Source organism: Turicibacter sp. H121, from assembly GCF_001543345.1.
Lineage (GTDB): Bacteria > Bacillota_I > Bacilli_A > MOL361 > Turicibacteraceae > Turicibacter > Turicibacter bilis.
On sequence record NZ_CP013476.1, the window covers coordinates 2,399,295 to 2,417,060 of the forward strand.

Annotated in this window: 18 protein-coding genes; 16 read left to right on the forward strand and 2 right to left on the reverse strand. The window is 35.2% G+C overall.

From position 1 onward, the window contains the following. Nucleotides 1–12: 12 nt before the first annotated feature. From AT726_RS11530 to AT726_RS11550, 6 genes are all read left to right on the forward strand, one after another. Nucleotides 13–1,080: an ABC transporter ATP-binding protein gene (locus AT726_RS11530; RefSeq protein WP_068759629.1), complete on the forward strand. Its 1,068-nt coding sequence runs from the start codon at nt 13–15 to the stop codon at nt 1,078–1,080. After that, complete coding sequence (locus AT726_RS11535; protein WP_055244523.1) at nt 1,080–2,009, forward strand: ATP-binding cassette domain-containing protein; 930 nt, start codon at nt 1,080–1,082, stop codon at nt 2,007–2,009. The genes AT726_RS11530 and AT726_RS11535 overlap by 1 nt, the downstream gene beginning before the upstream one ends. 85 nt (nt 2,010–2,094) lie before the next feature. Continuing rightward, nucleotides 2,095–2,613 carry an amidase domain-containing protein gene (locus AT726_RS11540; RefSeq protein ID WP_055245327.1) on the forward strand — a complete coding sequence of 173 codons (519 nt, stop codon included), beginning with the start codon at nt 2,095–2,097 and terminating at the stop codon, nt 2,611–2,613. 135 nt (nt 2,614–2,748) lie between these two features. After that, nucleotides 2,749–2,922, forward strand: a complete 174-nt coding sequence (locus AT726_RS13080) for a hypothetical protein (protein WP_172678165.1) — start codon at nt 2,749–2,751, stop codon at nt 2,920–2,922. Between the two features lie 183 nt (nt 2,923–3,105). Continuing rightward, on the forward strand, nt 3,106–3,285 hold the full coding sequence (locus AT726_RS11545) for a hypothetical protein (protein ID WP_055243440.1): 180 nt from the start codon (nt 3,106–3,108) through the stop codon (nt 3,283–3,285). 102 nt (nt 3,286–3,387) lie between these two features. Further along, nucleotides 3,388–4,215, forward strand: a complete 828-nt coding sequence (locus AT726_RS11550; protein ID WP_068759630.1) for a Cof-type HAD-IIB family hydrolase — start codon at nt 3,388–3,390, stop codon at nt 4,213–4,215. Between the two features lie 258 nt (nt 4,216–4,473). On the opposite strand, the gene feoB is transcribed toward AT726_RS11550, so the two are convergent. Together feoB and AT726_RS11560 are read right to left on the reverse strand one after the other, a co-directional pair. Beyond that, nucleotides 4,474–6,606 carry a ferrous iron transport protein B gene (feoB, locus tag AT726_RS11555; RefSeq protein ID WP_068759631.1) on the reverse strand — a complete coding sequence of 711 codons (2,133 nt, stop codon included), beginning with the start codon at nt 6,604–6,606 and terminating at the stop codon, nt 4,474–4,476. Nucleotides 6,607–6,623: 17 nt separating this feature from the next. Then, a complete protein-coding gene (locus tag AT726_RS11560; RefSeq protein WP_055243443.1) occupies nt 6,624–6,857 on the reverse strand; it encodes a FeoA family protein in 234 nt (77 codons plus the stop codon). Nucleotides 6,858–7,288: 431 nt separating this feature from the next. Between AT726_RS11560 and AT726_RS11565 the strand changes: the two genes are divergently transcribed. The 10 genes from AT726_RS11565 (at nt 7,289) to spo0A (ending at nt 17,679) form a co-directional block, all read left to right on the forward strand. Then, entirely contained in the window at nt 7,289–7,660 is a 372-nt protein-coding gene (locus tag AT726_RS11565) for an Asp23/Gls24 family envelope stress response protein (protein ID WP_055243444.1), read from the forward strand. A gap of 146 nt (nt 7,661–7,806) precedes the next feature. Beyond that, entirely contained in the window at nt 7,807–8,286 is a 480-nt protein-coding gene (gene nusB, locus AT726_RS11570) for a transcription antitermination factor NusB (RefSeq protein WP_055243445.1), read from the forward strand. Nucleotides 8,287–8,301: 15 nt separating this feature from the next. Beyond that, a complete protein-coding gene (gene xseA / locus AT726_RS11575; protein WP_068759632.1) occupies nt 8,302–9,654 on the forward strand; it encodes an exodeoxyribonuclease VII large subunit in 1,353 nt (450 codons plus the stop codon). A gap of 14 nt (nt 9,655–9,668) precedes the next feature. After that, nucleotides 9,669–9,896, forward strand: coding sequence for an exodeoxyribonuclease VII small subunit (xseB, locus tag AT726_RS11580; RefSeq protein ID WP_055275441.1), 228 nt, complete (start codon nt 9,669–9,671; stop codon nt 9,894–9,896). Nucleotides 9,897–9,899: 3 nt separating this feature from the next. Next, nucleotides 9,900–10,775 carry a polyprenyl synthetase family protein gene (locus AT726_RS11585; protein ID WP_055243448.1) on the forward strand — a complete coding sequence of 292 codons (876 nt, stop codon included), beginning with the start codon at nt 9,900–9,902 and terminating at the stop codon, nt 10,773–10,775. 186 nt (nt 10,776–10,961) lie between these two features. Next, nucleotides 10,962–12,833, forward strand: a complete 1,872-nt coding sequence (gene dxs / locus AT726_RS11590; RefSeq protein WP_055275443.1) for a 1-deoxy-D-xylulose-5-phosphate synthase — start codon at nt 10,962–10,964, stop codon at nt 12,831–12,833. A gap of 16 nt (nt 12,834–12,849) precedes the next feature. After that, the gene (locus AT726_RS11595; protein ID WP_068759633.1) at nt 12,850–13,656 is read left to right on the forward strand and encodes a TlyA family RNA methyltransferase; all 807 of its coding nucleotides are present in this window, start codon (nt 12,850–12,852) and stop codon (nt 13,654–13,656) included. A gap of 12 nt (nt 13,657–13,668) precedes the next feature. Then, on the forward strand, nt 13,669–15,354 hold the full coding sequence (gene recN / locus AT726_RS11600; RefSeq protein ID WP_068759634.1) for a DNA repair protein RecN: 1,686 nt from the start codon (nt 13,669–13,671) through the stop codon (nt 15,352–15,354). A 129-nt stretch (nt 15,355–15,483) separates the two neighbouring features. Next, the gene (gene spoIVB, locus AT726_RS11605) at nt 15,484–16,662 is read left to right on the forward strand and encodes a SpoIVB peptidase (RefSeq protein WP_055243452.1); all 1,179 of its coding nucleotides are present in this window, start codon (nt 15,484–15,486) and stop codon (nt 16,660–16,662) included. 207 nt (nt 16,663–16,869) lie between these two features. After that, the gene (spo0A, locus tag AT726_RS11610) at nt 16,870–17,679 is read left to right on the forward strand and encodes a sporulation transcription factor Spo0A (protein ID WP_055243453.1); all 810 of its coding nucleotides are present in this window, start codon (nt 16,870–16,872) and stop codon (nt 17,677–17,679) included. Nucleotides 17,680–17,766 lie beyond the last annotated feature (87 nt).

A 17,766-nucleotide genomic window follows, 5' to 3' on the forward strand; every position in this document is an offset into this window, starting at 1 on the left:
GGGAGTGATAGTATGAGTACAAAAGAAGCTGTCTTAACAGTCAGGGATTTAGAAATAAAATTTAGAGTACGTAATCATTATTTAAATGCGATTCGTCGAATTTCATTAGATTTATATCAAGGAGAAACGTTAGCGATTGTCGGTGAATCAGGATCAGGGAAATCAGTTCTCATTAAATCATTTACCGGAATGCTAGAGTCAAATGGAATCATCAGTGGAGGAGAAATCCTGTTTGAGGGTGAAGACTTAAGTAAAAAGACGAAAAATAAAGAATGGGAAGGGATTCGTGGAGCAAAGATTGCAACAGTTTTTCAAGATCCGATGACGTCATTAAACCCAGTTCGTACGATTGGATCACAAATTGCTGAGGTTATTATTAAGCATCAAAAAGTATCTAAAAAAGAAGCGAAAGCACAAGCCATTGATTTAATGAAACGTGTTGGAATAAACGATCCTGAGAAGCGTTTTGGAGATTATCCACATCAATATTCAGGAGGGATGCGCCAACGGATTGTCATCGCCATTGCTTTAGCTTGTCGTCCGAAAATTTTAATTTGTGATGAACCAACGACGGCGCTTGATGTCACCATTCAAGCACAAATTTTACAGTTAATTAAAGATTTACAAAAAGAGTATGGATTTACAACCATCTATATCACGCATGACTTAGGGGTGGTAGCAAATGTTGCCGATCGTGTCGTGGTGATGTATTCTGGGCAAATTGTTGAGTATGGTGAAGTAGAAGAAATTTTCTATGAACCCGCTCACCCTTATACTTGGGCCCTTCTTTCATCACTTCCTCAGTTAGGGAAAAAAGGGAGTGAGTTATTTTCAATTGATGGAACACCGCCATCTTTATACAATGAGATTATCGGAGATGCCTTTGCCCCTCGTAATCAATATGCGATGCGCATTGATTTTGAAGAAGAACCCCCATTTTTTGAGATTTCACCGACTCATTTTGCAAAAACTTGGCTACGTGATCCGCGTGCTCCAAAAATAGAGATGCCAGAACCTCTTCAAAATTTACATGAAAAACTTGTTTCAATTTATGGGTCAGTACAAGGAGGTGCGAACTAATGGCACAAGAGCGTGAAGTGTTAGTCTCAGTTCGTGATCTTGAAATTAAATTTAAAGATTTCGTAGCTGTTTCAGATGTGAATTTTGATATTTATAAAGGAGAAACGTTTTCACTCGTCGGAGAATCAGGATCGGGAAAAACGACAATTGGACGTGCCATTATCCGTATTAATGAAACATCTAAAGGTGATATTTTATTTAAGGGTAAAAAAATTAATGGAAAAATTACACGCGATATGAATAAATATATCGTTAAAAATATCCAAATGGTTTTTCAAGATCCTGCTGCTTCATTAAATGAACGTGCAACGATTGATTATATCGTTTCTGAAGGATTAATTAATTTCAATTTATATAAAGATGAGGCAGATCGTAAACAAAAAGTGGTTAATGCCTTAACGTCAGTTGGATTATTACCAGAGCACGTCACACGTTATCCTCATGAATTTTCAGGTGGACAACGTCAACGAATTGGGATGGCCCGTGCCATGGTCATGGAGCCAGAATTTATCATTGCAGATGAGCCGATTTCGGCACTGGATGTTTCAATTCGTGCCCAAGTGTTAAACTTACTAAAAAAATTGCAAGCTGAACGTGGGCTTACTTACCTATTCATTGCTCATGATTTATCAGTCGTTCGCTTTATTTCAGATCGTATTGCGGTTATTCATAAAGGACGTATTGTGGAATTAGCAGAGGCAGAGGAATTATTTTTAAATCCATTCCATCCATATACTAAATCTTTATTATCTGCTATTCCAATTCCGGATCCACGTCTTGAGAAAAATAAAAAATTGATTGTTTATACAGGTGAAGAACACGATTATAGTGTAGATAAACCAAAATGGACAGAAATTACAGCTGGTCACTTTGTTTGGGCAAATGAAGCTGAAGCAAAGGCGTACCGAAAAGCGGCTAAAGTTAAATAAATTCAAAAAAAACGACTCATTGAGTCGTTTTTTTGTCTTAAATAGATCATGCTAGAATAAGGTTATATAGAAAGGAGTGATAGTGGTGCAACTTAAACGTTATGAGCGTCAGAAAGCTATTGATTATGCTAGAGCATGGGCGTTAGGGCGAAATCCTGTGTATCATGATTATGAAAAATATGGGGGTGATTGTACGAATTATATTTCTCAGTGTTTGCATGCAGGAGATATCCCATTTGATGAATCAGGGCGAGATGTGACAACGAAATGGTATTGGTACAGTGATTACTCACGGACACCCTCTTGGACGGCAGCTCAACCATTTGAGACCTATTTATTAAATAATAATAAAGAAGGGACAAAAAATTATGGGATTTATGCCTCATTTTGTGAATATGATGAACTTGAACTTGGGGATTTAGTCCAAAAACGGGTGAATGGTGTTTTAACACACACGATGATTGTGACTTCAAAAGTATTAGATCGGTACGGGAATATTGTTGACTATTTAGTCTGTCAACATTCTTATGATTTAAAAGATTTTCCGTTATCACAAAAAGATGGTGTTCATAGTTATATTAAAATTCATGGTTATTATGCCTAATTCTTTATAAAAAAATAATCCAATTATTCTATAAAATACCTCGTTGAACTGTTGAAAAAGAAGAATGATTTCGAATTTTGGACTCATACTATTACTGTTGTTTAAGACAACAATAAAGAAAGTGAGGAATTCAAAATGAAAAATAATAATAACAGCAACAATAAAAATCAAGCAAACTATAATGCAAATGTAAATGCAAAATCTAACCGTAACAAATCTAATGCAAACACAAATGCTAATGTAGAGTTTGCGACTGATTTTGCTACTTCAAACAATTGCAGAAACAATTCAAACAACAAAGAATGCTAGTTTAAGCAATCCAAATCCTAAAATGTTGAAATAAAAAAATCATGACAAATGTCATGATTTTTTTATTTGTGATTGATTAATAGGAAAAAATAAGCTTTATAGGGTTGTTCTGACACGAATGATTCTAAGTCATTTTCTCATACTAATAGTGTCGTTTTTCGACAAGAAAGTGAGGTTACGATTATGAGTTGTAAATCTAAAGCAAAAGCAGCAAAAACAGAAACAAATAATCAATGGTGTGGTCAAGCAGCAATTGGAAATAGCAGTGATCATGTAGAAAAAACTGAATTTAGTAATGAGTGGGCGTCAACCAATAAATTAGCGACTCAAGAACATCCAAATAAAAACAAAAAAACTTACTAAATCTTTAAGGTTAGTGACACAAAGCGCGAATGATTTTCTCATAGCGTTTTGTGTCTTTTTTTAGTATAATGATAGATAACAACATGAAGGAAGGGTGAGGATATGGAACTATTCGTTTCTGATTTAGATGGTACCTTATTAAATAAAGCAAGTGAAGTCTCTGAAAATAGTCGCACGATTATTAATGAGTTAATTGAAAAAGGGGTAAAGTTTACAGTAGCAACTGCTCGTACACATGCTACAGTTATTGAATTATTAGAAGGATTAAATATTCAAATGCCTATCGCCATTATGAATGGAGTAGGAATTTACGATTTAAAAAATAGAAAATATCTTGAGATTGTTGATATTTCAAAAGTAGCGGCGCAGCAAACGTTAGAAATTTTTGATCAATTAGGATTAGAGCCAATGGTTTACGGCATTAAAGATGATCAATTATCAGTCTTTTATCGTCAAATTAATAATCCGGTTTCAACAAATTTTTATGAGCAACGTAAAGATAAAACTCTAAAGACGTTTACCTCTGTTGATGAGTTTGAATCTGTTGTGGCGACTCACCAAATTGTAAATATACTTGTCTTTGATAAGTTAGAGTTAATTGAAGAAGCTTATCGTCAAGTTCAAAAAGTTGAAGGAATTAATGCGACTTATTATCCGACTCGTGAAGAAGGATTTGGATACATGGAATTATATAGTGCTAATGCCTCAAAAGCAAATGGGATTAAAGCATTAGCAAAATATGTTGAATTTGAAAAAATTATTGGATTCGGAGATAATTTAAACGATTTACCGATGTTTGAACTAGCAGATGAAGCATACGCTCCAGCAAATGCAGTAGATGAAATTAAGGCAGTGGCAACTAATGTTATTCGTCATCATGATGAAGACGCTATTGCCCTATACTTAAAAGAGCGTCATGAATCTACTTAAAAATAAAATTAAGTGGTTGTCAAATTGCTAACTAAACTGATTTCGTTAGCGGTGTGACAACCCTTTTTCTTTTGCTCCGATATTAAAACGCTTCAAATGTATTTATCTATTTTCGTAATGGCTAGTTATCCATGGACATTGTTCTTGTTCTCTCTGTTTTTAAGACCATTAATAAAATGAACGAGGAAGTGACTTAATAAAAAAGAGTCGCTCTTGCTTAATTAAATGCGATTAGTCAGGTTAACGACTCGGTTTCATTTAGGCCCATCCAAATAAATGGAAAATCACAGTGGTAACAAAGCAGAGGGCAATCCCAATTAAAGTTGGAATGATAAACGCGAGGGCTGCCCATTTATAGCTTCCAGTTTCTTTTTTGATCGTCATTAATGTGGTCGAACAAGGCCAATGACATAAGGTAAACAGCATGACATTAAGTCCAGTTAATAATGTCCATCCGTTATCTTTTAAGATTTGACTTAAAGTCGTGATACTATCAAATTCCACCATGGAACCACTGGATAAATACGCCATTAACAGAATAGGGATAACGATTTCATTAGCAGGTAATCCAAGAATAAAAGCCATTAAAATGAAACCATCTAGTCCGATGAATTGGGCAAACGGATTTAAGAAATTGGCGATATAAGTTAAAATGCTTAAGTCACCAATATAGAGATTGGCCATGCACCAAATGATAATTCCTGCAGGAACCGCAATCATGATGGCACGTCCTAACACGAAGAGGGTACGGTCAATAATCGATGTATAAAGGATGCGTCCTACTTGTGGGGTACGATATGGAGGAAGCTCAAGGGTAAAGGATGAGGGAACTCCTTTTAAAATGGTTTTAGATAACCCATAAGAAACAAGTAGCGTAATGATGACACCTAAAATAATAATTAAGCTTACGACAAGTGCGCTCATTAAACTGTTTTGAAAAGTGTTTAAGTTTAAGGTGAGTAGTAAGACACTTGCAATCGCGATAATAGTGGGAAATCGTCCATTGCAAATGACAAAGTTATTGGTTAAAATGGCAATCAATTTTTCTCGAGGGGATTCGATAATCCGACATCCAATAATTCCTGCTGCATTACATCCAAATCCCATACACATGGTTAAGCATTGTTTCCCATGAGCACAGGCTTTTTTAAATAAGTGATCGAGATTAAAGGCGACGCGAGGAAGGTAGCCTAAATCTTCGAGTAAAGTGAAGAGTGGGAAGAAAATAGCCATTGGCGGTAACATGACAGAGACGACATTTGCTAAGGTTTGATAAACACCGGATAAAAGCATGTTATGAAGCCAAGTAGGTGTGTGAATCCAATCTAGGAATTGATCAATATAACCTTCTACCCAAGAGAAAAAGTTAGCTAGTAGTTGGGATGGACCATTCGCACCTACGATGGTCAACCAAAAAATTACCAATAAAAGAAGAAGCATTAGTGGGATTCCGAACCATCTTGAAGTGATGACACGGTCAATTTTTAAATCGCGTTCGCGTGCGAGTTGCTTTTGATCAAGTGTATAAACATAATCGTTTTTGATTTGTTCAGCTTTAGCATAACTAACTTCAGTTAAGTGATCACGAATTTGTTCCTTATTAAGAGGCAATGGGATGTGAGTAGCAATTTCAGTTAGGGATTGAGATTGTTCAGAGCTTAAATATTGATTCATAGATTGGTAGATGCTCTCATTACCATCCATGAGACGAAGGGCTAACCAGCGTGGATTAAGATTGGGGAATTGCTTGTCAAGAAGCGGCATCAGTTCGTTCACATAAGCTTCAGTTTCCTGATTATACAGCAGAGGTTGTTGATGAAAGTCATAGTTTTCATCAATGACTTGATCGATGGCAGCTTTTAGGTCATTGATTCCGACTCCGTTTCGAGCCGAGGTTAAAACAACTGGAATGCCTAAGTCTGCTTCAATTTCCGCTTTATTCACGACAATTCCTTTTTTCTTTGCCTCATCGATTAAGTTAACACATAAAATCACACGATCAGTTAATTCCATAATTTGAAAGGCCAGATGAAGATTACGCTCTAAGGCAGTGGCGTCTGTGACCACAACGACGAGGTTGGGTTTTCCAAAGCAAATGAAATCACGAGCCACGATTTCTTCTTCTGAGGTCGCAAATAAAGAATAGGTTCCAGGGAGATCCACTAAGACATAATCGTGGGTGGCTGTTTTAAACTCTCCGCGAGCATTGGTCACCGTTTTTCCTGGCCAGTTTCCGGTATGTTGATGTAGTCCTGTTAACGTATTAAAGACTGTACTCTTTCCGGTATTCGGATTCCCAGCTAAGGCGATCACGAATTGGTCGTCTCGTCTATCAATATTAAATAAATCTTGTAAAGCCTTCCTTTTAGTTGAACTATACGTCAATCCCATTGAGTCATTCCTCCTTATTAATCATGAATGGGTTTAACCATAATTAAACTTCCTTCCTCTTCTCGTAGTGCAATCATCGCTCCGCGAATGTTATAGACGGTAAGGTTGTTTTTAGGTCCTTTTTTAATGACATCGATTAAAGCACCAGTCGTAATTCCTAATGCTAATAAACGTTCACGTAATAAGCCTGTTGCTGTGAGTTTTGTAACTTTAACTGTCGTTTGGCATTCAACTTCGTTTAATTTTTTCATTATCATCACTCCAATTAATATTTTAGCTATGGCTAACTTTTGGAATAAAAGAGAAGATAATCGAATGAGAAGGTGATTCTTCATTGACTCTTGGATCTTTTATTTCATTGACTTGTATAAAATATGATATAAAACGTATGTTTGCACATCGTTTCGTGTCATTTTATAAAAATGGGCAGATTCGTCAAAAGCAGGGGAGAACTGAAGGGAATTTAGAGGGTTCTGGCTCTCTATCAACCATTGATAAATCTTAGCCGAGGCTAACTTTTGAATGCTAGTCCCTATATCGTATGAGAAAGGTGAGAAAAGGTGACAAAAAACAAAATCATTCATTTTTTACAGTTTTTGTTTAATGGATGGGATAGTATTTGCACAACGGTTCAAACTATAGTATTATTATAGTAGTTGCATATGATTGGAGGAGAATATTGATGGCTGTGTCAAAATATTATCGTATTGAAGAAGCAAACCAAGAAATTGGGAATATTGAAATTCATTCACAAGTTTTTGAAGTGATTGCCCATAACGCCACAGCAGAAATTGAAGGGGTTTCAAAGATGTTTGAAAGTATCTCACAATCAATTGCCGATACTTTTAATAGTAAAAAACACCGTAATGGTGTTGAAGTTGAATTTGATGAAAATGGATTAGTTATTGATGTATATGTGAGTATTAAAGTGGGTTATGCCATTAATGAAGTCGCTGAGAAAATCCAAAAAAACATTCATCAAATGATTTATCATATGACATCTGTCAAAACGTCTGAAATTTACGTTCATGTCGTATCGATTGATTTTGATTAAAAAAATAAACCACTTTTAGTGGTTTATTTTTATTTTTTTCGGCAAATTCTTGATAAATATGATAACATATATAGTTGAAACCTTTAAAAATAGTATACAATATAGTTGTAGCAACTTAGAAGATTTGAATAGAAAGAGGGATTTTTGTGATTCGTCATGTATTACGTCAATTTGCAGTACAAACATTATACCAAATGGAAGTGGGGCAGATGACCAAAGAAGAAGCCATCGAAAACGTTGAATGGATGGTTGAAGGTTTAAAAGAAGAAGCTATGGAATTAATGGCTGAAGAAGTAACACCACATCAAATTCTTGAAGTCGAACGTCAATTTACATTAGATGAGTTCTATTTTGAATTAGTAAACGGTGTTTTAACTCATAAAGAAGATTTAGATCAAATCATTGATGAAAACTTAAAAGGATGGAGTTTTTCACGTTTAAATAAAGTTGATAAAGCCATTTTACGCTTAGCAACATATGAGATGAAATTCTGTCAAGAGACACCTCATAAAATTATCATCGATGAAGCGGTAGAATTAACAAAAGAATTCTCAGATACTGGAGATGGAAAAGCACGTAGCTTTAATAATAAAGTATTAGACCAAATTAGTAAGCACTTTGCATAGTAGGATGTGAAACCGATGGAGGAGAGACAACCCTTAACCGTTAAGGCGTTAACGAAATATATTAAGTTAAAATTCGATTATGATAAAAATTTACAACACCTCCTTCTAAAGGGAGAATTATCAAACGTCAAACGACATTCACGTGGACATCTTTACTTCACATTAAAAGATGATGAGGCACAAATTAATGCGGTGATGTTTGCCAGTGCGGCTTCACATTTAACTTTTGTGCCGACCGAGGGAATGCAAGTGGTTGTCAAAGGCCATATTACCGTTTATGAAGCGGGCGGTTCTTATTCAATGTATGTTAAAGAAATGACGGAAGACGGAGTTGGAAATCTTTATGTTGCTTTTACGCAAATGAAAGAGCGTTTAGGGGCAGAGGGATTATTTGATGCAAGATTCAAGCAACCTATCCCAACTTACCCCCAGGCGGTTGGGGTGATTACTTCACCCACAGGTGCTGCGATCCGTGATATTCTTTCCACGATTAAACGTCGTTTCCCACTCGTCAAAGTTTATGTGTACCCAGCACTTGTTCAAGGTGAACAGGCAGAAGCTTCGATTGTATCATGTATTAAACAAGCGAATGAAATGAAGTTGGTGGATACGTTAATTGTTGGTCGTGGAGGAGGTTCAATTGAGGATTTATGGGCGTTTAATAAAGAGGGTGTAGCTCGTGCAATCTTTGAATCAAAAATTCCAATTATTTCAGCCGTAGGTCATGAAACAGATTTTACCATTGCTGATTTTGTGGCAGATCATCGTGCACCGACTCCAACAGGAGCGGCAGAGATGGCCGTTCCCAATTTACCAGATGTGTTAAAGCATTTTAATCAACTAAATGTTCGACTCAATCATAATTTCAATGTTCAATTTGAACAAAAGAAGAATCAATTAGCACAGCTAAGTAATCATTATATTATGAAAAATCCACATGCTTTATTTGAGCAACGATTAATGCATGTGAATCAATTGAATGATAAGTTACAATTTGTTTTACAAGATCAGTTAACTAAACGGAAAGCTCAGTTTGCAACGGATTATCATCGATTAATTCAATTTAATCCAATGGTCAAGGTTGACAGTTCTAAACAACACGTCGCCTTTTTAACTCAACAGTTAAAAGCATTGATGAGTGAGCACCTATCAGAGCATAAGCAAAACTATCACGTGCTATTAACGAAACTTGAGATGTTAAATCCATTATCCATTTTGAAAAAAGGATATTCAGTGATTACTGATGAAAATGAAGAGATGATTACAACGGTTCAATCTATGAGGGTAGGTCAGATCATTTCAGTTGCCTTAGATGATGGAACCGTGAAAGCATCGATCAAAGAAATTCAACCAAGTGAAAGCAATTAAAGGGGTGATTTTGAATGAGTGAATCAAAAATGAATTTTGATGAAGCATTACAGCAATTAGAACAAGTCGTGCGTCAATTAGAAGCAGGAAACTTACCATTAGAGCGCTCAATTGAGTTATATAAGCAAGGAATGTTGCTTTCAAATGAGTGCCATCAAAAATTACAACAGATTGAATCAGAGGTTGCTAAGCTCGTGGATCCAACTGGTTCGATGACTGATTTTGAGGTATCGGGGGAATAATAGATGTTAGCACAGTATATTGCAAAACATAAAACACCATTCGATGCGTACATGATGAGTTTAATTGAAGGTGAAGCCATTCCAAACCAGTTAAAAGAATCGATGCTTTATTCGCTTTCTGTGGGTGGAAAACGATTAAGACCAATTTTATTATTTGCTGTTTTAGATACATTAGGATTAGAGGCAACCTGTGGTTATCAAACCGCTTCTGCTCTTGAAATGATTCATACGTATTCACTTATTCATGATGACTTACCTGCTATGGATGATGATGATTTAAGACGTGGAAAACCAACTAATCATAAAGTGTTTGGTGAAGCAACTGCGATTTTAGCTGGAGATAGTTTGCTTACGCATGCGTTTAAGGTGATTTGTAGTGATGAAGGTTTATCGTTACAACAACGTTTAGAGCTTGTTTCAATGTTATCAATGGCAGCTGGGCCTATGGGAATGGTAGCTGGACAAATGTTAGATATGGAAGCGGAGACGAAGCCAATTACACTTGAACAGTTAAAGCAGATTCATGTCAATAAAACGGGACGTTTAATCGAGTTTTCAATTGTTGCCGCAGCTGTTATTGCACAGGCATCTGAAGAGACGATTCAATTGCTGCGTCAATTTGCGGGGCATGTTGGATTAGCCTTTCAAATTAAAGATGATATCTTGGATGTGGAAGGTAAAGGTGATTTAATTGGGAAAGATGTTGGAAGCGATATGGAAAATGGGAAAAGTACCTATGTTTCATTAACTTCATTAGATGAAGCTAAAGTGATGCTCAATGAAGAAATTGAAGCAGCTCTAGCGATATTAGAGGAGTTACCATATGAGACTTCATTATTAGCGGCGATCACCGATTACGTCAAAGAACGTCAAGCATAAATTAGGGGGCGATTTTTATATAATCGCCTTTTATTATGTTTAAAGTCAATGATCTACCGAGGAAAAGAAGAGGTAGTTTATAGGAATTAAGGTCGAAATATGGTATGATAAAAAGAGATAAAAAAATAGAATTTTTATCTAAAATGACAGATAATAAATATGTGAAACAAGGTTGGAGTGATTAAGATGTATGACATCGAGAAGATTACAAATCCTTCATTCATCAAGAATTTGTCAACTAAAGAAATGCAAGTGTTATGTCAGGATATTAGAACATTTTTGATTGATTCTTTATCAAAAACAGGTGGTCATGTATCATCAAATCTTGGGGTAGTAGAGTTGACAGTGGCGATGCATAAAGTGTTTAATTCGCCAGAAGATAAATTCATTTGGGATGTTGGACATCAAGTATATATTCATAAAATGTTAACGGGAAGAGCAAATCAATTTTCAACGTTAAGACAATATAAGGGATTATCTGGTTTTCCCAAGCGCAAAGAATCAGAGCATGATTGCTGGGAAACAGGACATGCTTCAACTTCGATTTCAGCAGCAGTCGGGATGGCTTATGCTAGAGATTTAAATGATGAAAATTATCACGTAGTGGCAGTGATTGGTGATGGATCCTTAACAGGTGGGATGGCTTATGAGGCATTAAACCATATCGGTCATACGAATAAACGTTTAATTGTCATCATTAATGATAATGAAATGGCCATTTCACCAAATGTAGGGGCGCTTCATAATATTTTTGGAAGTATTCGTACGAATGAATCGTACTTAAATACGAAACGTCGTCTGAAAAAGTTATTGAAAAATACGCAATTATTAAATCGTGTGATGTATCGTGCGAAAGGAAGTTTAAAACGTTTTGTTATCGGTGAGACACCATTTGATGCGATGGGATTCAAGTATTTTGGACCCGTAGATGGACATAATCTAGATGATTTAATTAAAAATTTAAACTTTGCTAAAAAAGCAGACAAGCCAGTCATTGTTCATGTGAAAACGAAAAAGGGAAAAGGTTATTCGTTTGCAGAAGCAGATAAAGTTGGAACGTGGCATGGTGTTGGGAAGTTTAATAAAGAAACGGGTGAAGTTTCAGTTCATAAAAAAGAAAATTGTGTTTCTTGGAGTAAATTAATGTGTAACGGATTAATTGAGTTAACTAAACATGACTCACGCGTTTCAGTGATTACACCTGCTATGATTAATGGCTCAGCATTAAATGATTATCAAATGCTTTACCCTGATCGATTAATAGATGTAGGGATTGCAGAAGAACATGCGGTAACAATGGCTGGTGGAATGGCAACTCAAGGAATGAAGCCATTTGTTTCCATTTACTCAACGTTTTTTAAGCGTGCGTTTGACCAAGTTCACCATGATGTTGCAAGACAAAATTTAAATGTTGTATTTGGCGTGGATCGTGCAGGAATTGTAGGGGCTGATGGAGAAACTCACCAAGGGCTATATGATATTCCAATGTTACGCCCCATTCCCAATATGACAATCATGATGCCGAAAGATGCGAAAGAAGCGTATGATTTATTGTATACGGCATATGAAATTAATGGACCAGTTGCGATTCGTTATCCGCGTGGTGATGTTTTCAATGTGGTACCAAATTATGAGTCGTGGCAATCAGTACCTGTTGGTTCTTGGACGACGCTTAAATCAGGAGCAGATGCTTATCTTCTTTCGATGGGACCGATTCTTGATGATTTAGTTCAATTAGCGGAAGATTTAAGTGAAGCCGAAGGAATTAACGTTGGAGTGATTAATACCCGCTTCATTAAGCCACTAGATACTCGTCTTTTAGATGAGTTAGCAAAACTTGAGGTTCCGCTCATTGTTTATGAAGAGTCAGCGATGATTGGTGGACTAGGAACAGCCATTTTAGAGTATTATAATGAAACAAACCAAACAGTTAAGGTGAAACGATTAGGAGTTCCAGATGTTTATGTTCAACATGGTAGTGTCCCAGAGGTGCTGGCAGAACTCCATCTTTCATTAGATGATATTAAAGCAGAAATTAATCAAGTAATTAAAAAGTAGGTCGGTGTCAAAAAACATGAAAAAAGAACGTATTGATGTGTTATTAACACAATTAGGATATTTTAATTCACGTGAAAATGCAAAGCGTGCAATTATGGCGGGTCTTGTTTTAGTCGATCAAGAACGCGTCGATAAACCAGGAGAAAAAGTGCCTGTAGAAGCAAAAATTACGCTTAAAGGAAATGTATGTCCATATGTTAGCCGCGGAGGATTTAAACTTGAAAAAGCGATTAAAACGTTTAATATTGATTTAACCGATAAAACGATTATCGATATTGGGGCGTCAACAGGTGGATTTACGGACTGTGCCCTGCAAAATGGAGCTAAGTTATCGTATGCTGTTGATGTAGGATACAATCAATTAGATTGGAAGATGCGTCAGGATGAGCGTGTTATTTGCATGGAGCGTACGAACTTCCGATATATGACACCTGAAGACTTAAAGTTTGGAGCTCCTCAGTTTGCATGTATCGATGTTTCATTTATTTCGTTAAAAATCATTTTCCCTGTCTTAAAGCAATTACTGGCTAAAGAGGGTGAGATTGTTGCATTAATTAAACCTCAATTTGAAGCCGGAAAAGATCAAGTTGGTAAAAAAGGAATCGTTCGTGATGCTAAGGTACATATTAAAGTTATTCAAGACATTCTTGAATTTATTACAGCCCTTGATTTAAGTGTGCTTGGATTAACTTACTCGCCAATTAAAGGGGGAGAAGGAAATATTGAATTTTTAGTACATATAGGCTATAATGAAAATATGCGAACAAACGTTTACGAAAAAGATATTATTCAAATCGTAAGCGATGCACATAGTCAGTTATAGTAGGTGGTTAATATGTTATCGCATTTGTCAATTCAGAACATGGCGATTATCGAATCTTTACAATTAGATTTAAATAAAAATATGACTGTTTTAACGGGTGAAACAGGTGCAGGGAAATCAATTATTATTGATGCTATTTCTTTATTAATCGGCGATCGTGCGTCAACTGATCTTATTCGTCATCATGAAGAGATGGCAGTAATTGAAGGTATTTTTGAAATTGAACAAAATAAGCCATTAAAAGCTTATCTTTTAGAACAAAATATTCCAGTTGAAGAACAATTATTAGTTAAACGAACGATTAAACGAGTTGGAAATGGTCAGATTCGTGTTAATGGTGAATTATTATCGGCGAATCAATTAAAGGAAATTGGACAATTTTTAGTTGATATTCACGTACAGCATGATACGCATCGGTTATTCCATAACGAGTATAACTATCAATTAATTGATAATTTTGATTTAACGGAGCAAGTTAGTGTAACGAACGACGTTTATCAACAAGCACTTAAAGAATATAATCAAGCTAAACAGGCTTACATTAATTTTAAAAAGAACGCTGAAGAAATTCAAAAACGACTGGATTTAATTCTGTTTCAAAAGAATGAAATTGAGAAGGCTAACTTAAAAAAAGGTGAGCTTGAAGAGTTAGAAGAGCGTCGTCACCTGATATTGAATTCAGATAAGCTTCACAAAACATACGGTCAGATTTTACATGGTTTAAATTGCGACGGTGGGGCAGTAGAACGACTATATCAAGCATATAATGCGACGCAAACCTTAGCTAATATTGATGAAAGTCTTTCTTCTGCTGTGACGCAAATGGGTGATATTTATTATGGGTTAGAGGAGTTTGTTAATTTAATCTCATCTAAATTAGATGAATTGAATTACTATCCTGAAGAACTTGAAGAAATTGAATCGCGCCTCAATGAACTCCAACAACTCAAACGTAAATATCGTTTAGAAGTTGATGAAATCATGGCTTATTATGATCAAATTGTAACTGAACTAGCGCAGGTAGAAGATTCAGAACACTATGAGCATTCCTTGTATCAAGTTTTAGAAAAAGCGTATCATCACTTAATTGAAGCGGGAGAAGCATTAAATCAAAAACGTTTAGAAATCTCAAATAGAATTAAGACACAGCTGATTGCTGAACTACAAGACCTTCAATTATTTAATGCTCAGTTTGATATTGAATTTACACGTTTAAAAACAGATGATATGATTAATACTATTTTTTCGACACATGGAATTTATGAAATTCAGTTTTTATTAAGTACAAATAAAGGTGAGCCAATGAAACCACTGAATAAAGTTGCTTCAGGTGGTGAATTATCTCGTATTATGTTAGCTTTAAAAACGATTCTCAATCGAGGGCAATACATATCTACCATTATATTTGATGAAATTGATACGGGGGTCAGTGGTCAAGTGGCATCAAGTATCGGCTCAAAAATGAAAGAAATTGCTAAGCAAAAGCAAGTTCTGTGTATCACCCATTTACCACAAGTTGCTTCACTTGCCGATCATCATATTCATGTTAGTAAATATGAAAAAGAAGGACGAACAGTGACGGCCGTTAAAAAATTAACAACAGATGAACGAATACATGAAGTTGCAAGAATGTTAAGTAGTGATAATGTGACTGAATCTGCCTTGTTAAATGCTAAACAACTCCTACAACAACTTTAATGAAAAGAATTCCAATTTTTTTATTCATTTGAACAAAAAAATTGGAATTCTTTTTTTTCTATATTTAGTGTTGAAAAAGCCATAATAATAGCGTAGTTCGTGTCGAATGAAGTTGAAAGGAGGCGCAATATGAATAAAAAAATAAATAAAAAAAGCTTTTTAGCTCATAATATATTAATATTTGTCTTCTCTTTATTAAGTATTAGCGCTCCTGCACAAGAGTATGCATGGGCACAATCTAATAATGAACAACTTTTACATATTGATGAAAAACGAAAAATCTATGAGGTTTCTTATTCTTCAAGTGAAGAATCGACACCAGTTAACCAAACTGAAGGACGCTATATGTTAATCCCGGGTGGTGACGCGATTGGGATCAAAATTCAGACAGATGGTCTTGTGGTGGTAGATACGTATCAAGTCAATACAGCAGAAGGAACTATTAATCCAGCTAAAGATGCTGGGATTATGAAAGGTGATTTAATTTTAGCAGTTAATAATCAGAAGGTTTCAACGATTGAGGAGTATAAAGAGCAGCTTTTACTCGCAGAGCAAAGTAAACAAATGATTTTAACCATTAACCGTCAAGGAAAGACATCACATTTAACTGTTCACCCTGTGATCTCTACAGATGGAGTGATGACAACTGGGCTATACTTAAGAGATAAATTAGCGGGAATCGGAACTTTAACTTTTATTGATCCGAATTCACATAAATATGGAGCATTAGGTCATGAAATAATCGATCAAGATACGAATCAGTTAGTTAGTATAAAAAATGGTGAAATTATTAATTCGAATGTAGTTTCTGTTCGTAAAGCAACAAGTGGTAAACCTGGTGAAAAAGTCGCCGACATCTTATTTGATGATAAGTTAGGGACATTAGAAAAAAATAATAATTTTGGTATTTATGGTGTTATGAGTTCAGAGTTACATAATCAAAAAGATTTAATGCCCATTGCTTATATTAATGAAGTAAAAGCAGGTCCCGCACAAATTTTAACTGTCTTAAATGGAAATAAAGTGGAAGCGTTTGATATTAATATTACCGAAGTTAATATGCAAACACAAAAAGCAATAAAAGGAATTAAATATACGGTAACAGATGAACGTTTACTCAATCAAACAGGTGGAATTGTCCAGGGGATGAGTGGAAGCCCTATTATTCAAGATGGTAAAATTGTTGGTGCTGTGACTCACGTTTTAGTTCATGATTCAACGATGGGATATGGTATCTTTATTGAATGGATGTTACAAGAGTCGGGAATCAACTATCGTAGCGAAGAAGCACAATCTGATGCAGCCTAATAAGTGATATTCGTTTTTTCGACATAATCAGACAACAACAAGATAAACTAAACCGAAACGAAATAAAAGACAAAACATGATAAAAAATATTTGTCGAATATATTTATGAAAATTTATAATCTCTCAAAAAATGAGAAGTAATTATTGAAAAATGTAAGGAACTGTAATTTAATAGATATATAATCGGAAAAATTAGGGGGCCAAAAAATGAATAAATTAAAAGTTCTATTAGCTGACGACAATAAAGAATTAATAACGGTATTATCTGAGTATATTTCCTTACAAGAGGACATGGAAGTTGTAGAAGTAGCGGGAAATGGAAATGAGGTATTATCTGTTTTAAGACAACGCGACATCGACATTTTATTATTAGATGTTGTTATGCCTGATCTAGATGGGGTAAGTGTATTAGAAGAATTAAAAGAAAATCCAACCCTATATAAACGTCCACGACATATTATTATGTTTACTGCATTCAATCAAGAGAAAATCATGATGCGTGCTGCTGAATTAGGGGCATCGTATTTCATTATGAAACCATTTGAAATTAATAAAATTGTTAAAATCATTCGTGATATTAATGTTCGTTTCGATACGACAGAAGTATCAAAGCCGGTCAACCATTTATATGGAAATCGTCCAGCAGTAAAAGAGTTTGATTTAGAGTCAGAGATTACAAATATTTTACATGAAATGGGTGTACCAGCACATATTAAAGGGTACTTATACTTACGAGAATCAATCAATATGGTTTATAATGATATTGAACTTCTTGGATCAATTACAAAGGTATTGTATCCAGACGTGGCTAAAAAATATAAGACAACAGCTTCACGTGTTGAACGTGCAATTCGTCATGCGATTGAAGTGGCATGGAACCGTGGAAATATCGAAGCTATTTCAAATATCTTTGGGTATACAGTAAGCGTTTCAAAATCAAAACCAACAAACTCAGAGTTTATTGCGATGATTGCAGATAAACTACGTTTAGAACATAAAAATAAAGTTGCATCTTAATTGTCTAATCCTTGAGCATTGAGTTCCAATGCTCTTTTTTTATAGTATTCAACATCGTTGTACTTTTATCATATATTAATTCAGAAT

Bases quoted from the DNA above. Each gene is read 5' to 3' on its own strand.
- AT726_RS11530 (WP_068759629.1), top strand. From the start codon at position 13: ATGAGTACAAAAGAAGCTGTCTTAACAGTCAGGGATTTAGAAATAAAA.
- AT726_RS11535 (WP_055244523.1), top strand. From the start codon at position 1,080: ATGGCACAAGAGCGTGAAGTGTTAGTCTCAGTTCGTGATCTTGAAATT.
- AT726_RS13080 (WP_172678165.1), top strand. From the start codon at position 2,749: ATGAAAAATAATAATAACAGCAACAATAAAAATCAAGCAAACTATAAT.
- AT726_RS11545 (WP_055243440.1), top strand. From the start codon at position 3,106: ATGAGTTGTAAATCTAAAGCAAAAGCAGCAAAAACAGAAACAAATAAT.
- AT726_RS11550 (WP_068759630.1), top strand. From the start codon at position 3,388: ATGGAACTATTCGTTTCTGATTTAGATGGTACCTTATTAAATAAAGCA.
- feoB (WP_068759631.1), bottom strand. From the start codon at position 6,606: ATGGGATTGACGTATAGTTCAACTAAAAGGAAGGCTTTACAAGATTTA.
- AT726_RS11560 (WP_055243443.1), bottom strand. From the start codon at position 6,857: ATGAAAAAATTAAACGAAGTTGAATGCCAAACGACAGTTAAAGTTACA.
- AT726_RS11565 (WP_055243444.1), top strand. From the start codon at position 7,289: ATGGCTGTGTCAAAATATTATCGTATTGAAGAAGCAAACCAAGAAATT.
- xseA (WP_068759632.1), top strand. From the start codon at position 8,302: ATGGAGGAGAGACAACCCTTAACCGTTAAGGCGTTAACGAAATATATT.
- xseB (WP_055275441.1), top strand. From the start codon at position 9,669: ATGAGTGAATCAAAAATGAATTTTGATGAAGCATTACAGCAATTAGAA.
- AT726_RS11585 (WP_055243448.1), top strand. From the start codon at position 9,900: ATGTTAGCACAGTATATTGCAAAACATAAAACACCATTCGATGCGTAC.
- dxs (WP_055275443.1), top strand. From the start codon at position 10,962: ATGTATGACATCGAGAAGATTACAAATCCTTCATTCATCAAGAATTTG.
- AT726_RS11595 (WP_068759633.1), top strand. From the start codon at position 12,850: ATGAAAAAAGAACGTATTGATGTGTTATTAACACAATTAGGATATTTT.
- recN (WP_068759634.1), top strand. From the start codon at position 13,669: ATGTTATCGCATTTGTCAATTCAGAACATGGCGATTATCGAATCTTTA.
- spoIVB (WP_055243452.1), top strand. From the start codon at position 15,484: ATGAATAAAAAAATAAATAAAAAAAGCTTTTTAGCTCATAATATATTA.
- spo0A (WP_055243453.1), top strand. From the start codon at position 16,870: ATGAATAAATTAAAAGTTCTATTAGCTGACGACAATAAAGAATTAATA.